This window comes from Halomonas sp. SH5A2 (assembly GCF_014263395.1).
Taxonomy (GTDB): Bacteria; Pseudomonadota; Gammaproteobacteria; order Pseudomonadales; family Halomonadaceae; genus Vreelandella.
The window spans coordinates 753,399-768,203 of the sequence record NZ_CP058321.1 but is presented as its reverse complement, the minus strand read 5'-3'; the positions used below and the strand labels follow the sequence as shown (position 1 = coordinate 768,203).

At 57.8% G+C, this 14,805-nt stretch carries 15 protein-coding genes and 3 tRNA genes; 3 read left to right on the top strand and 15 right to left on the bottom strand.

Translation table 11 applies throughout. The annotated features are described in order from the left end of the window. Positions 1–13: 13 nt before the first annotated feature. The 6 genes from ccmE to HXW73_RS03670 all read right to left on the bottom strand — a co-directional run bounded on the left by ccmE (position 14) and on the right by HXW73_RS03670 (position 3,949). A complete protein-coding gene (gene ccmE / locus HXW73_RS03695) occupies positions 14–502 on the bottom strand; it encodes a cytochrome c maturation protein CcmE (RefSeq protein ID WP_186254953.1) in 489 nt (162 codons plus the stop codon). Next, a complete protein-coding gene (gene ccmD, locus HXW73_RS03690; RefSeq protein ID WP_240538700.1) occupies positions 486–695 on the bottom strand; it encodes a heme exporter protein CcmD in 210 nt (69 codons plus the stop codon). Before ccmD ends, ccmE begins: the two co-directional genes overlap by 17 nt. Then, positions 695–1,435 (bottom strand): heme ABC transporter permease, encoded by a 741-nt coding sequence (locus tag HXW73_RS03685; RefSeq protein ID WP_186254951.1) that lies wholly within the window; start codon positions 1,433–1,435, stop codon positions 695–697. Before HXW73_RS03685 ends, ccmD begins: the two co-directional genes overlap by 1 nt. Positions 1,436–1,448: 13 nt before the next feature. Continuing rightward, on the bottom strand, positions 1,449–2,180 hold the full coding sequence (ccmB, locus tag HXW73_RS03680; protein WP_186254950.1) for a heme exporter protein CcmB: 732 nt from the start codon (positions 2,178–2,180) through the stop codon (positions 1,449–1,451). A gap of 11 nt (positions 2,181–2,191) precedes the next feature. Next, a complete protein-coding gene (ccmA, locus tag HXW73_RS03675; RefSeq protein WP_186254949.1) occupies positions 2,192–2,812 on the bottom strand; it encodes a cytochrome c biogenesis heme-transporting ATPase CcmA in 621 nt (206 codons plus the stop codon). A 174-nt stretch (positions 2,813–2,986) separates the two neighbouring features. Next, positions 2,987–3,949, bottom strand: a complete 963-nt coding sequence (locus HXW73_RS03670) for an IS1595 family transposase (RefSeq protein ID WP_186254948.1) — start codon at positions 3,947–3,949, stop codon at positions 2,987–2,989. Positions 3,950–4,118: 169 nt separating this feature from the next. Here HXW73_RS03670 and HXW73_RS03665 point away from each other — a divergent pair, with 169 nt between their 5' ends. Together HXW73_RS03665 and HXW73_RS03660 are read left to right on the top strand one after the other, a co-directional pair. Further along, entirely contained in the window at positions 4,119–4,493 is a 375-nt protein-coding gene (locus HXW73_RS03665; RefSeq protein WP_240538699.1) for a LexA family protein, read from the top strand. A gap of 15 nt (positions 4,494–4,508) precedes the next feature. Then, entirely contained in the window at positions 4,509–5,132 is a 624-nt protein-coding gene (locus tag HXW73_RS03660; RefSeq protein ID WP_186254947.1) for an IMPACT family protein, read from the top strand. 108 nt (positions 5,133–5,240) lie between these two features. Here HXW73_RS03660 and HXW73_RS03655 read toward each other — a convergent pair whose 3' ends face one another. The 3 genes from HXW73_RS03655 to HXW73_RS03645 form a co-directional block, all read right to left on the bottom strand. Then, entirely contained in the window at positions 5,241–6,563 is a 1,323-nt protein-coding gene (locus HXW73_RS03655; RefSeq protein WP_186254946.1) for a sodium ion-translocating decarboxylase subunit beta, read from the bottom strand. A 10-nt stretch (positions 6,564–6,573) separates the two neighbouring features. Then, a complete protein-coding gene (gene oadA / locus HXW73_RS03650) occupies positions 6,574–8,388 on the bottom strand; it encodes a sodium-extruding oxaloacetate decarboxylase subunit alpha (protein WP_186254945.1) in 1,815 nt (604 codons plus the stop codon). A 91-nt stretch (positions 8,389–8,479) separates the two neighbouring features. Beyond that, positions 8,480–8,737 carry an OadG family protein gene (locus HXW73_RS03645; RefSeq protein WP_186254944.1) on the bottom strand — a complete coding sequence of 86 codons (258 nt, stop codon included), beginning with the start codon at positions 8,735–8,737 and terminating at the stop codon, positions 8,480–8,482. A gap of 172 nt (positions 8,738–8,909) precedes the next feature. Between HXW73_RS03645 and HXW73_RS03640 the strand changes: the two genes are divergently transcribed. Next, positions 8,910–9,860, top strand: coding sequence for a tRNA dihydrouridine synthase (locus HXW73_RS03640; RefSeq protein WP_186255898.1), 951 nt, complete (start codon positions 8,910–8,912; stop codon positions 9,858–9,860). A 117-nt stretch (positions 9,861–9,977) separates the two neighbouring features. Here HXW73_RS03640 and HXW73_RS03635 read toward each other — a convergent pair. From HXW73_RS03635 to alaS, 6 genes are all read right to left on the bottom strand, one after another. Further along, positions 9,978–10,054, bottom strand: a tRNA-Arg gene (locus tag HXW73_RS03635). Positions 10,055–10,104: 50 nt separating this feature from the next. Beyond that, a tRNA-Arg gene (locus tag HXW73_RS03630) sits at positions 10,105–10,181 on the bottom strand. Between the two features lie 17 nt (positions 10,182–10,198). Next, positions 10,199–10,291 (bottom strand) — tRNA-Ser (locus HXW73_RS03625). A gap of 121 nt (positions 10,292–10,412) precedes the next feature. After that, positions 10,413–10,601 (bottom strand): carbon storage regulator CsrA, encoded by a 189-nt coding sequence (gene csrA, locus HXW73_RS03620; RefSeq protein WP_066321318.1) that lies wholly within the window; start codon positions 10,599–10,601, stop codon positions 10,413–10,415. 192 nt (positions 10,602–10,793) lie between these two features. Then, on the bottom strand, positions 10,794–12,044 hold the full coding sequence (locus HXW73_RS03615; RefSeq protein WP_186254943.1) for an aspartate kinase: 1,251 nt from the start codon (positions 12,042–12,044) through the stop codon (positions 10,794–10,796). 100 nt (positions 12,045–12,144) lie between these two features. Further along, a complete protein-coding gene (alaS, locus tag HXW73_RS03610; protein WP_186254942.1) occupies positions 12,145–14,754 on the bottom strand; it encodes an alanine--tRNA ligase in 2,610 nt (869 codons plus the stop codon). Positions 14,755–14,805: the final 51 nt, after the last annotated feature.

Below are 14,805 nucleotides of genomic sequence, written 5' to 3'. Positions count from 1 at the left end.
AGGTAAAGGCGCATCACGTATCGTCCTCGCGCTGCTGACCTACCTCGGTGGCCTTCGCCTGGAAATCGGCAGGCGAGTAACCGGCCTCTTCGAGGGCTTGTGCGACCTCGGGTGGCATGTAGTTTTCGTCGTGCCGGGCTAAGACGTCATCGGCACGAAAACGGCCATCACTTTGTAGCTCGCCCACCACGACCACGCCTTGCCCTTCGCGAAACAGGTCCGGCAGGATGCCCTGGTAATCGACGTGCAGATCGCCCACGTAGTCGGTAACGGTGAACGTAACATCCAGACTATCGGCATCGCGGGATACCGAGCCGACTTTCACCATGCCTCCCGCACGGATGGAACGCGACATGGGCGCCTCGCCCTGGGCGATCTGCACGGGACTAAAAAACAGGTTGATGTTGGCCCGCAGCGCATACAGTGTCAGGCCAACGGCCACGGCGGCCAGGCTGACCAGCGTGACGATTACATAAAGCTTGCGCTTACGCTTTGGGGTCATCGTAATGCCCTCTTTGCTGCGGGGAAGTGGCACGTCGGCGCGCCACCCGCTTGAGGTGTTTGAGCAGTAGCCGACGCTCAAGCCGGGCATGGAGCATCAGGCCCAGCATAAACACGGCCGTGATTCCCCAGGCAGACCACACGTAGGCACCGTGCTCGCCCATGGACACCCATTCAGCCAACGAGGTCACCATCAATTAACCTCCTCAAACAACGCTTTAACCCACCGGGTATTGGCTTCACGACGCAAAATTTCACTGCGCGTACGGGTAAGCGTAAGGGCAATAAAGAAGCCGTAAAAGCCCACCACCATGATCAGCAGTGGCAGCCACATTTCCATTGGCATCGCAGGGCGGGAAGTCAGCGTAAATGAGGCAGGCTGGTGCAAGGTGTACCACCAGTCCACCGAGTATTTGATGATGGGGATATTGATCACGCCGACCATGGTCAGCACCGATGCCGCCCGCGCACCGCTATCCCGGCGGGCAAAGGCGCCGCGCAGCGCTATCACCCCAATATATAAAAACAGCAGGATGAGCATGGACGTTAATCGGGCGTCCCATATCCACCATGTTCCCCAGGTTGGCACCCCCCACACCGCGCCGGAAAACAACGCGACAAAAGTCATGGCCGCGCCTAGCGGGGCCATGGCGGCGGCGGCCATATCGGCAATCTTGATTTTCCAGACCATGAAAACAAGCCCGGAAATCGCCATGGCGACAAACACCGACTGGGCTAAAAAGGCAGCGGGCACATGAACATAAATGATGCGGAAACTGTTGCCCTGCTGGTAGTCAGCGGGGGCAAAAACAAGCCCCCACACGCTGCCGACCAGCAGCAACACGGCAGCCACACCCCAGCACCACGGCTGCAGCGCTGCGCTCCGGTAATAAAACCACTTTGGCGAACCCAGCTTATGTATCAAGCCCCACATACAGTGCTCATCCCTACCCGTTAATACTGATACGCAGCGACGCGGCGATGGCCCAGGGAGCAAATATCAGCGCCGCGGCCAGCAAGGCGCCAAGCATCGCCAGGTGAGGCAGTACGGCATCGCCCTGGATAGCCGCCTGAACCGCCCCGGCCCCAAAAATCAGCACCGGAATATACAGCGGCAGTACCAGTAGCGAGAGTAGCACGCCACCCCGGGGCAAACCGACGGTTAATGCCGCACCGATGCCGCCGATTAGGCTCAAGCTGGCGCTCCCCAGCGCTAACGATGCCATCAACACGCCGATACTGTGGACGGGCAGCGCCAGCATGATGCCCAGCAGCGGCGCCATGAGTGCCAGCGGCAAACCGGTGAATAGCCAATGGGCAGCCACCTTGGCGATACTCAGCGCTGCAAGCGGCTGAGGTGAGAGCATCATCTGCTCCAGGCTGCCGTCATCGAAATCACTGCGAAAAAGGCCATCCAGCGACAATAGCGTAGCAAGCAGCGCCGTGACCCATAAAAGCCCCGGCGCCATGACCGCCAGCAGCTCTGCCTCGGGTGAAATACCGATGGGGAATAAACTCACCGCCAAGGCATAGAAGACCAACGGGTTCAGCACATCGCCTCGCCGCCGTCGTACACGGTTAAGATCGCGCACCAGCGTCGCGCCGAACGCAACGCCGAGGCGCCTGGATGTCGGCTCGGCCAGCACCGCAATACGCTGTGTGGTTTCTGAAGGCAGCAACTCAGGCTCCTTTAGCCCAGCGAAACATGACGCAGTGGATGATCAATATCGAGGACATGATGGGTCGTCATCACCACAGCGCCCCCGGCTCTGGCATGGGCGACCAGTTGCGCTTCCAGCGCCTCGACGCCCGCCTGATCGATGGCGGTAAAGGGCTCATCCAGAATCCATAGAGCGCGCGGGGTAAGACTCAGTCTTGCCAGTGCCACACGGCGTTGCTGTCCAGCCGATAAATGCCCGACCGGCACGTCTTCCACGCCCGCAAGCCCCATAGCCGCAAGTGCGGTTTCGCATTGCGTCTCATCGCTACGTTCATCGTGCAACGCCTGGTACCAGGCTAGGTTTTCCAGCGGTGTCAGGCCGGCGCTCACGCCTGGCGAATGCCCCAGGTAGATCATGTTGGCGGCAAAGTGTTCACGACCCTGACCAAGCGGCTTGCCCTGCCAGTGGAGTGCCCCGCAAAACTCATTGAATTGCCCGGCCAGCACTTTTAGCAGCGTGGTTTTGCCACTGCCATTGGGGCCAGCCACATGCCATATATCACCGCGATTGACGTCAATATCCAGCCCCTCAAACAGCCAGCGACCATCGCGCTCACAACCCAATTGACGGCCTTGCAAACTCAGCGACACATGCCACCCCACGCAATCCAATACTGGCTTGAACTCTACACTCAAAGCCCTTTCCCCGCTAGTCGAGCCAGCCTGCGACACTCGCTCAGGCCGGCTTGCCCAACCACTGGGTAATTTTTTCTGGCACTGTATGCAAAAACAGTTTTATACTGGATAAACACTGTATGAAAGAGGCTATGTTGGCATCTGCTGTTGGTCAGCCCCCATCGCCGCGCGAAGCCACGCCTCCTCGGCTGGCTTTGCGGTTTCAAACAACCGCCGCCATGCCAAATAATTAGGCAAGTACGCTGACCCCACCCCATGAAAGCGCGTCATCCATCCCTTCAAGCGACTCATATAGCTGTTCACGTTCTGAATATGGTATTCCTTGCCGATCACTCGCTGATTATCGAGTGTGATCAGTCTATGGTGGGCAATCCCATGCTTAGCAGAGAAGGTCTTATACCAGCTGTGCCCGTCAGAGCATAAAATCGAGTCGCGATCAATGATCGGTCCCAGAAACTCATGAACCGTCGATTTCTGGAGCGCTGGATCAACCAAATCACTCACCTTTCCGTTACGGTCTCGCGCAATAATCACCTGAATCTTTTGTTCTTTTTTCTTAATATTGCCTTGCCCTCCGCGCTTTCTAGGTTGGCGATGAGGGATCTTACGTTTTCCTTTGCAGGATTCCAGGAAGAAGGTTTCGTCTACCTCAATGATGCCGGATAGTGGGTTGGCGTTGTCTTGAGCACTCGTTTTTAGGAAACGATGACGCCATCGGAAAGCCGTCTTCAAATCAATACCCACTCGGGCCGCTGAGGCGCGCAACGTCAGGCTGTCTTGCATGCAGCGCAGGTAGTCGAACCATTTATCTCGGTGTTGCAGCTTGGCCAATGGCTTGCCTGTGAGGGCGTTGAAGGTCTTGTGACACTCGGAATTCCGGCATCGATACCGCTGCAGGCCACCGCTGCGCCCCCACTTAACCGCGTGCTCACCGCCACAATGGGGGCATGGAAAGCGATGGCTTAAAGTATCAATCAGCGTATTTGCCTGGGAGCTGATTTGCCCAAGAAGTCGTTCCGCTATGTACTTCTTGCGATCAACTGGAAGGCTGGTAAGTGTCTGCTCAAGGGTTTTGAAGTCTGCTTGCTTCATGGCATGCTCCAGAGGAAGGCTTCATATACAGTATTTTATACAGTATATTTAAAGCATATCAACAGAAGATGCCAACATAGCCATGAAAGAACATGTAAAAGCCTAATAATCGTATCGTGTCTACCGATAGATCTTGCCTAGGGACCGGGCGCTGATTTGGAGAAAGCCGATGAACATGTCGATGAATGCCGCATTGCCGACGATTCGCCCAACGCCACGCCCCTATGCAATCCCGTCGGCGGCGGCGCAAATGACGCGCCGTAACACCTATACGTTGAAGGTGCGCGGCAACCGGATGGCCGACTGCAACCTTTTCGATGGCGATGTCATCGTGATTCGGCGCTATCAGCACGATAACCAGGACGAGACCGTTATCGCCGAAATCAATCAGCAAGCCCTCGCCCTCAAGCAGCTATCCATCAGCCGGGCAGGCGTTCGCCTGTGGCTAGATGATGCGCAGCACCCCGAAGTGTTTTTGCATAATCGTGATATTCAGGTACTTGGCATGTTCATGGGAATTGAGCATCATCCCGTGACACACTAAATTGCCGGGATATTCATGCGCTATCGCGTACCCCAACTGCCGCCAGGCACTTGGCATATTGACGAGATCGAGGTTGAAAAGAGCCGTTTCATTGCCTGGATAGCCCATACCCCTGAGATGGACGCCGTGGAGGCATTGTTAACGGCGGCCAAACAGGCACACCCTAATTCGAGCCACCACTGCCTGGCCTACATTGCCGGCGCCCCGGGCGAGCAGCAGCGCATCGGCTTTTCCGATGACGGCGAGCCCGGCGGTACCGCCGGCCGCCCCATGTTTCACACGCTTCAAGGTAGTCAGCTCGGCGAGATCGGCTGTGTGGTCATCCGCTACTTTGGCGGCACCAAATTGGGTACCGGCGGCCTAGCGCGAGCGTATGCCCAAGCGGTGAACAAGGCACTCGACACTCTTGTCACCCGGGAAGTTATCCAACGCGTTCACTACCGGGTATGTTTCTCCTTCGCCGACGAATCCATCGCCCGCGGGTGGTGCGACGACCAAGCCATTCCCGTGATTAGCGCCGAGTATGACGGCAATGGCGTGGCGCTGACCATCGGCTGGCCGAGTGATTGCGAGCTTGACTTAACGCCACTGGAGAGCCGCCTCAAGCAGTCCATCTCCGCCCAGGCCATCACTGCCTGAGGATAAAAAACGGCCGCCCTTTAGAAGGTTCGGCCGTTTTGCTGTGAAGTGGCACTTCAGTTCCAGTGCTTTCAACTTCAGTCTTCAGTGCTTTTAATTTTACTGCTGTTAACCCAGGTACTTGATCATTACCCCCGCGGCCACCGCCGAGCCGATCACCCCGGCTACATTGGGCCCCATGGCGTGCATCAGCAGGAAGTTATGCGGATTGGACTCAAGCCCCACCTTGTTGGCAACGCGTGCCGCCATGGGCACCGCTGAAACGCCTGCCGCGCCAATCAACGGGTTGATCGGCATTTTGCTCACCAAGTTCATCAACTTGGCCATCAGCACCCCTGCCGTGGTCCCAATCCCAAAGGCGATGATCCCCAGCGCCATGATGCCCAGCGTTTCGATCGACAGGAAGCTGTCGGCCATCAGCTTGGAGCCCACCGCAAGCCCGAGCATGATCGTCACGATGTTGATCAGGGAGTTTTGCGCCGTATCGCTTAACCGCTCAACCACGCCACATTCGCGCATCAGGTTGCCAAAGCAGAACATCCCCAGCAGCGGTGCCGCATCGGGCAGAAACAGCGCCACCAGAATCAACAGCAGCAGCGGGAACACGATTTTCTCGAGTTTCGACACCGGGCGCAGCTGCGTCATGGTGATTTCGCGTTCTTTCTTGGAGGTCAGAAGACGCATGATCGGGGGCTGAATCAGTGGCACCAGCGCCATGTAGGCGTAGGCCGCCACCGCAATGGCACCCAGCAGTTCAGGGGCCAGCATGCTCGATACGTAGATCGAGGTCGGGCCATCTGCACCACCGATAATGCCGATGGCGGCCGCCTGGTTGAGCGAGAAATCCATCCAGCCCATCGATGAAAGCAGTACGGCACCGAAAAGCGTGGCAAAGATCCCGAACTGCGCGGCGGCGCCGAGAAATAGCGTTCTCGGGTTCGCCAGCAGCGGGCCAAAATCGGTCATGGCGCCAACGCCCATGAAGATAATCAGCGGTGCAATGCCTGAGGTAATCGCCACGGTGTAAAACATGTACAGCAAGCCATCGCCATAACCCGACCCTTTGGCCACGGCTTCCGCTGTAGCAAGCTGCTCGGCCGACGCACCATTGGCCACCATTTGTTCAAGGCTCGTACGCCAGCTCTCGATACTTGCCTGACTGTCCAGGCTGCCACCCAGCGTTGATGCGAGTTGCTCCAGCACGGCAGGCCGGCCCACCTCAATCGCTTGATCCAGAGCGGACAGCGCCAAACCAGCTTCCGGGATATTGGCGAGAATGCCACCAAAGCCAATCGGCACCAGCAGCAATGGCTCAAACTTCTTGTAGATGGCGAGATAAAGCAGTAGAAGGCCCGCCACCACCATCACAGCTTGGCCCAACTCCAGGTTATAAAGCCCGGAGCCTTGCCATAGGGTAAGTAATTTATCCATGTGGGGGTCCTTAAAGTTCGATCAGCGTATCGCCAACGACAACGCTGTCGCCCTCACTGACGCTAACAGCCGAAACGGTTCCGGCACTGCTGGCACGCACTTCGGTTTCCATTTTCATCGCTTCAAGAATGATCACCACGTCGCCCTCGGCCACCTGGTCGCCCGGGCGCACATTGACCTTGAAGATGTTGCCGGCGAGCGGGGCGGTGATCGCCTCGCCGCTGGGCGCCGGTGCTTCTTCTTTGGGAGCGGCGGCACTGGCACCTGTTTGCTCCTGCACATTGCTGATGTCGCCACCCTCGGCGACTTCGACGACAAACGCCTTGCCGTTGAGCTTGACGGTATAGGTTTCCGGGCCGCTACTGGCTGCAGGCGCTCTGCTTTCCGTTTTTGCCGGAACCTTGGCGCTTTCCGGCTCGGCTGTCTTGGGCTCAGGCTCAAACGCCTCGGGGTTGTCGCGGTTGTTGAGAAACTTGAGGCCGATTTGCGGGAACAAGGCGTAGGTCAGCACATCGTCAATCTCTTGCTCGCCCTCGGCCAGGCGGATGCCGTCAGCGTTTGCCTTGTCTTTCAACTCGCTGGACAGCCTTTCCATTTCCGGCGAAAGATTATCCGCCGGGCGGCAGGTAATCGGCTCGCCCCCCTCCAGCACACGCTGTTGCAGCTCGCTGTTAAAGGGCGCGGGTGCGGCGCCGTATTCGCCCTTGAGCAGCGCCTGGACTTCCTTGGAAATCGACTGGTAGCGCTCACCCATCATGACGTTCATCACGGCCTGGGTACCCACAATCTGCGAGGTCGGCGTGACCAACGGAATAAAGCCCAGGTCTTCGCGTACGCGGGGGATTTCGGTGAGAACATCGTCGAGCTTATCGCCCGCCCCCTGCTCCTTGAGCTGGCCTTCCATATTGGTCAGCATGCCGCCGGGCACCTGGGCGATCAGAATCCGCGAGTCGATACCCCGCAGCGAGCCTTCAAACGCAGCGTACTTCTTGCGCACGCCTCGGAAGTAGCTGGCGATGTCTTCCAGCAGTTCAAGGTCGAGCCCAGTATCGCGGTCGGTATCCTTGAGCATCGCCACGACCGACTCGGTGGGGCTATGACCGTAGGTCATCGACATCGACGAAATGGCGGTATCGACGTTATCGATGCCTGCCTCGACCGCCTTGAGAATGGTCGCGGTGGAAAGCCCCGTGGTGGCGTGACAGTGCAGATGGACGGGAATCGACAGCTCTTTCTTAAGGCGCGAGACCAGTTCAAACGCGGTGTAGGGCGTGAGTAGACCCGCCATATCCTTGATAGCCAACGAATCCGCACCCATGGCCGCAATGGTCTTGGCGAGGTCGACCCAGCTATCCAGGGTATGTACCGGACTGACCGTGTAGGAAATAGTGCCCTGCGCATGACCGCCCACCTGGCGAACCGCTTTGATGGCACGCTCCAGGTTGCGCGGGTCGTTCATCGCGTCAAAGACGCGAAACACATCGACACCGTTGGTTTTGGCGCGCTCGACGAATTTATCCACTACATCGTCGGCGTAATGGCGATAGCCCAGCAGGTTCTGGCCGCGCAGCAGCATGGCCTGGGGGGTATTGGGCATCGCTTCCTTGAGCGCTCTGATGCGCTCCCAAGGATCTTCGCCCAAATAGCGAATGCAGGCGTCGAAGGTCGCACCGCCCCAGGTTTCCAGCGACCAATAGCCGACCTTATCCAGCTTTTCGGCAATCGGCAGCATATCGGCCAACCGTAATCGGGTAGCAAATAACGACTGATGGGCGTCGCGCAGCACGACATCGGTAATGCCTAGTGGTCTTTTTGTTTCGTTCATGGCTTGGCTCGTCATCAAGGAATGTTTATTTGTAGTAAAAATAACAAAAAATTATCCGGTTTGCGCGAAGCGCCCCGACAAAAGATGAAAGTTAACGACGTCTTTTCGAGCGATAACGATGCACTGCAGCACTGATCACGGCGAGCGTTTCATCGTCTTGGCCTTTTACTGGGGGCTTGGACTTGGTATTAGCACCAGGGGCAACCGGCGCGGGGGCAGGTTGAAACCGCCGAATAATGCCTGACATCAACGTCAGCGAAAGGACCAAAATTGCAAGAAAAACAAACACAAACCCCATACCCAACGCCATAAGCCCCAGGCCTTCCTGTAATAACTCTGGGTCTTGCATAAGGCTTCTCCTTATTAGTAGCGGATAAGATCATCCACGCGACTGTTCATTGACGCTTGGCGCAATGCTGGGAATACACTAACCTGCCACACCCCCTGAAGAATGCAATGGCGCGATGGTGTAAGTCATGGTTGTTAATTTACTACATAAAGGCGAAATTGGACTAGCCCCCATGGAGGGTGTGATCGATGCAGTCACACGCGAACTGCTGACGGTCACGCCTGGGTTTGACTGGACGGTGACGGAATTTGTGCGTGTCGTCGATGCCCGCTTGCCGCCTCGGGTGTTTTACAAACACTGCCCTGAACTCGCCCACAAACAGGTTGCCACGCCCAGCGGTATTCCTGTCCATCTGCAGCTCCTGGGCGCCGACCCGATGGCTCTCGCCGCCAATGCCCGGCAGGCCCTGACACTCGGGGCGCGCAGCATTGATCTTAATTTCGGCTGTCCTGCCAAACTCGTCAACCGTCACGACGGCGGCGCATCGCTTCTGCGACAGCCTGAGCGCGTTTACCAGGCCGTGAAAGCGGTTGCTGACGCCCTTGACGGCGAAATTCCCGTCACGGCAAAAATCCGCCTGGGGTTTTCTGACCGCCGCCTGGCCGTTGCCTGCGCCCAGGCCACTGAAGCCGGCGGCGCCGCCCGGCTCGTTGTCCACGGGCGTACCCGCGACGAAGGCTATCGACCACCAGCCCACTGGGAATGGATCGCCAAGATTCGACACCGTGTTTCACTGCCGGTGGTGGCCAACGGCGATATCTGGTCCCTGGAAGATTACTGGAAAGCGCGCACGCTATCGGGATGCCGCGACGTCATGCTGGGGCGCAGCGCCCTGGCCGATCCCTGGCTGGCGCCTAGAATACGACACTGGCAACACACCGGCGAGCGCCTGGCCGACACCACCTGGTCAATGCGCGCCAGCGTTCTCAAGCAATACGCGTACCGTCAGCGCCAACAGTTGCCGAAGAAAGTGGTGGTCTCGCTCGTCAAACAATGGCTTGCGCAGATGCGGCAGGGTAATGCGGAGGCTAACCTTCACTTTCAGCGCGTCAAACGGATTACCGACCTGGACACCTTGCTTGAAAGCCTTGTGCTACCAACCCGGATGGCCGAACCGGCATAAAAAAAAGCGCCCTACCGTTAAGTGGGGCGCCAAACGAGCACGAGGCTCAAACGCGAGACGCTTGAGCCTGACTAGAAAGCAGAAAACCCGCCCTTGAAAAAGGACGGGTTTGGAATCTGGCGCGCCCGGGAGGATTCGAACCTCCGACCCTCTGATTCGTAGTCAGATACTCTATCCAGCTGAGCTACGGGCGCGTGGATGCTATTCCACGTATGCAATGTCATCAAAACAAAATCTAAAAAGGTGGCGCGCCCGGGAGGATTCGAACCTCCGACCCTCTGATTCGTAGTCAGATACTCTATCCAGCTGAGCTACGGGCGCATACCTTGATGTGCGGCTGGCGGAGAGAGAGGGATTCGAACCCTCGATAGGGCTATAAACCCTATACTCCCTTAGCAGGGGAGCGCCTTCAGCCACTCGGCCACCTCTCCTTAACGGCACGGCGCGAATATTACCGATTTGGCGGAAAGTTGTCCAGCCCTGCACGGATTTTTTTCGCGCCGACCTTACCTTACGCGTATTTCGCAGCGTTATTGCACCGTCTACCTGCGCTCATTCGGCTTCACTTTCACCGCTTCGTTCGCGCTGAATACGCTGGTAAATTTCTTCACGGTGAACCGCCACGTCTTTTGGCGCATTAACGCCGATACGAACCTGGTTACCCTTCACACCTAGTACGGTGACGGTGATTTCATCCCCTATCATCAGGGTTTCGCCGACACGGCGGGTTAGGATGAGCATGGCTGATCTCCTTCTCAGACGTTTGATACAACGGGATGTGTCCGCCGGCAGCGGTACCATGCCATTATGCGGCATGGTACCCCCTGCCACCAAAGGCACCGGCTCCATGACACCTTAACCTCCCGTTGAAAGAAAGCTCACCACCACACGGCAGCAAGTACCCTTCAGCGTAGAAGGTATAAGGCGTTAATGTTACTCAGATTCGATATCTGACTTATCCAGGCCGAATGCTTTGTGCAAGGCATTCACGGCCAGCTCCATATGCTTCTCGTCAATCACCACCGAAATTTTAATCTCGGAGGTCGAAACCATACGGATATTAACGTTTTCGTCAGCCAGCACGCGAAACATTTTAGAGGCCACGCCCGCGTGGGAACGCATACCGACACCCACCAGCGATACTTTCGCGATGTTGTCGTCACCACGTAATTCACCGCCGCCCAGGCCTGGAATCACCGTCTCTTCAAGCAGCTTTTTGGTAGCCTTGTAATCACCTTTGGCCACGGTAAACGTGAAGTCGGTGTAGTCGCCTGCCGGGGCCACGTTCTGAACGATCATGTCGACTTCGATATTGGCGTCAGCGATCGGTCCCAGAATACGCGAGGCAACACCCGGCACGTCAGGCGTGTTGAGCAGGGTTAGCTTGGCTTCGTTTTTGGTAAAGGCGATACCGGAGATCAGCGGTTCTTCCATGGAATCCTCGTCTTTGTCTGCTTCAGCAACAATTAGGGTACCGGGGCCGTCTTCAAAGCTCGACAGCACCCGCAGGGGAACGTTGTATTTGCCGGCAAACTCGACCGCGCGAATTTGCAGTATCTTTGAGCCCAGGCTTGACAGCTCGAGCATTTCTTCAACGGTAATGTTTTCCAGACGCTGCGCCCTGGAACAGACGCGGGGGTCGGTGGTGTACACGCCGTCGACGTCGGTATAGATCTGGCACTCATCGGCGCCCAGTGCTGCCGCCAGCGCCACGCCGGTGGTATCTGAGCCGCCACGACCCAGCGTGGTGATATTGCCGTCATCATCCACGCCCTGGAAGCCCGCCACCACAACAACCTGACCGGCGTCCAGATCGGCTCTCAAGTCTTCGGTTTCGATGCGCTGGATGCGGGCCTTGGTATAGGCGCTGTCGGTGTGAATACCGACTTGCGCACCGGTATGCGACGTTGCCGCCACACCTGCCTGCTGTAGCGCCATCGCCAACAGGGAAATCGTCACCTGCTCGCCGGTCGACAACAGCATGTCCATCTCGCGCGGGGCGGGGTCGTCGTTGAGCGCTTGGGCCATGTCGGTCAGACGATTGGTCTCCCCGCTCATCGCGGAGACGACGACGACGACCTGATGGCCCTGGTCGCGGAAACCTTTGACCTTTTCCGCCACGGCCTTGATACGCTCGACAGAACCCACCGAGGTACCGCCAAACTTCTGTACGTATAATGCCATATGCCGTTTTCCTATGGTTTGGAAATGTATGGTTTGGAAATATCTGGTTTGGACATGTATAAAAAAAGCCGATAGCAAATAATGCCACCGGCCTGTTTATTTAGCTAAGCGTGTTTTCCAACCATGCCGGTACGCTTTTCAGCGCAGCGGGAAGGGCGTCGGGCTGACTTCCCCCTGCCTGGGCCATATCTGGGCGGCCGCCCCCCTTGCCGCCTACCTGAGAGGCGACGTGGTTAACCAACTCACCCGCTTTAACCCGGTCGGTGAGGTCTTTGGTGACGCCAGCAATCAGGCTGACCTTGCCAGCGTCAGCATCGGCAACGCCAAGAATGATCACACCCGAGCCCAGCTTGTTCTTGAGCTGGTCGAGAACACCGCGCAGCTCTTTACCCGATACGCCGTCCAGTTGGGTCGCCAGCAATTTGACGCCGTTAACGTCCTGCGACTGGCTGAGCATGTCACTACCGGCGGCGCTGGCGAGCTTGGCCTTGAGTTGCTCAAGCTCTTTTTCCAGGCTGCGATTTCGCTCGACCAGCCCTTCGACGCGCGCCTCAACCTGCTCGGGCTTGGTCTTCAACCGCTCGCCCAGTCGCTGGACACGGGCTTCCTGTTCAAGGAAATACGCCAGGGCATTTTCACCGGTAATCGCTTCGATGCGGCGCACCCCTGAGGCAATGCCTGCTTCGCTGACCAGGTGGCAACAACCGATATCGCCGCTGCGCGCCACGTGGGTACCGCCGCACAGTTCAATCGAGAAGTCATCGGCGCCGATGGTCAGCACGCGGACGTTATCGGCGTACTTGGCCTCGAACAGCGCTGCGGCCCCTTTGGCCTTGGCCTGATCCAGGCTCATTTGCTCGATTTTGGTCGGCGCGTTGGCCAGGATCTGTTCGTTGACCAGCCGCTCCACTTCGGCCAACTGCTCGGCGGTCATGGGCTCGAAATGGCTAAAGTCAAAACGCAGGCGCTCAGCATTAACCAGTGAGCCTTTCTGCTGAACATGGTCGCCCAACACCATGCGTAGCGCTTTATGCAGCAGGTGGGTCGCCGAGTGATTACGGATGGTGGCCGTGCGCAGGCTGGCATCCACCTCGCCGCGCACCTTGGCCCCGACAGTCATCGTGCCCTCGACCATGATCCCCTGATGAAGGTGATGACCGCTTTGCTTCTGGGTGTCGGTGACCTGGAACCGCCCACCGTCGACATACAGGTAACCGGTATCGCCGACTTGGCCGCCCGATTCACCGTAAAAGGGCGTGCGGTCGAGCACGACAACGCCTTTCTGCCCGGCTTCAAGTGCCGCCAGTTCGTTGCCTTCGGTATCCACCAGGGCGGTCACGTTGGACTGGTCTTCCAGGCGGTCGTAGCCGGTAAAGGTGGTTTCGCCGTCAAGCTCGATGGAAGCGCTGTAATCGGCACCAAACTGGCTGGCCGCGCGGGCGCGCTCGCGCTGGGCTTCCAGTTCACGCTGGAAGCCCTCTTCATCCAGAGTGACCTCGCGTTCGCGGCACACATCGGCGGTCAAATCGTAAGGGAATCCGTAGGTGTCATAGAGCTTGAACACCGTCTCGCCTGGCAACACATCGCCTTTCAGGTCATCGAGTGCTGCGCTTAACAGGCCCATGCCGTGGTCCAGCGTACGCGCAAACTGCTCCTCTTCCTTGAGCAGGACACGGGTGATCTGTTCGCGTGCGTCGCGCAGTTCGGGGTAGGCATCGCCCATTTCCGCATCGAGCGCATCAACCAGCTTATGAAAGAACGGCTCCGTTGCGCCCAGTTTGTGGCCATGGCGAATCGCCCGACGGATGATCCGACGCAGCACATAGCCACGCCCCTCATTGGACGGCAGTACGTCATCGGCAATCAAGAACGCGCAGGAACGGATGTGGTCGGCGATCACTCGCAAGGAAGGCGCGGTGGTATCCGCGTAGCCAGTGGCGCTGGCGGCGGCCTGGAGCAGGTTCTGGAACAGATCGATTTCATAGTTCGAGTGCACGCCCTGCATGACGGCCGCTACCCGCTCCAGGCCCATACCGGTATCGATGGACGGCTTGGGCAGCGGGTTAAGCGTCCCCTCGGCGTCGCGGTCGAACTGCATGAACACCAGGTTCCAGATTTCGATGTAGCGGTCGCCGTCTTCTTCCGGGCTTCCCGGCGGGCCACCCCAGACTTCGGGACCGTGGTCGAAGAAGATTTCAGAGCTGGGGCCACAGGGGCCGGTATCGCCCATCTGCCAGAAGTTATCTTCGTCGAGCTTGGAAAAGCGTTCAGGATCAATACCGATCTCATCTTTCCAGATGCGCTCGGCTTCGTCGTCGCTGATGTGTACCGTTACCCACAGCTTGTCCTTGGGCAAACCCAGGGTCTCGGTAAGAAAGGTCCAGGCGAACCGAATGGCATCACGCTTGAAGTAGTCACCAAAGCTGAAGTTGCCGAGCATCTCAAAAAAGGTATGGTGGCGCGCGGTATAGCCGACGTTATCCAGATCGTTATGCTTGCCACCCGCGCGAACACAACGCTGTGCTGAGGTGGCACGCACGTAGGGACGCGGGTCGCGGCCCAGAAAAACGTCTTTGAACGGCACCATGCCCGCATTGGTAAACAATAGCGTCGGGTCGTTGCCTGGCACTAGCGAACTCGTGGGCACAATAGTGTGCCCCTGTTCTTCGAAGAAGGATAGAAAGGCCTGTCTGATCTCTGCGCTCTTCATAGGGTATCCGTAACAATAAAGCGTGATGCCCCAGGGCGCTGTCGCCGCTAC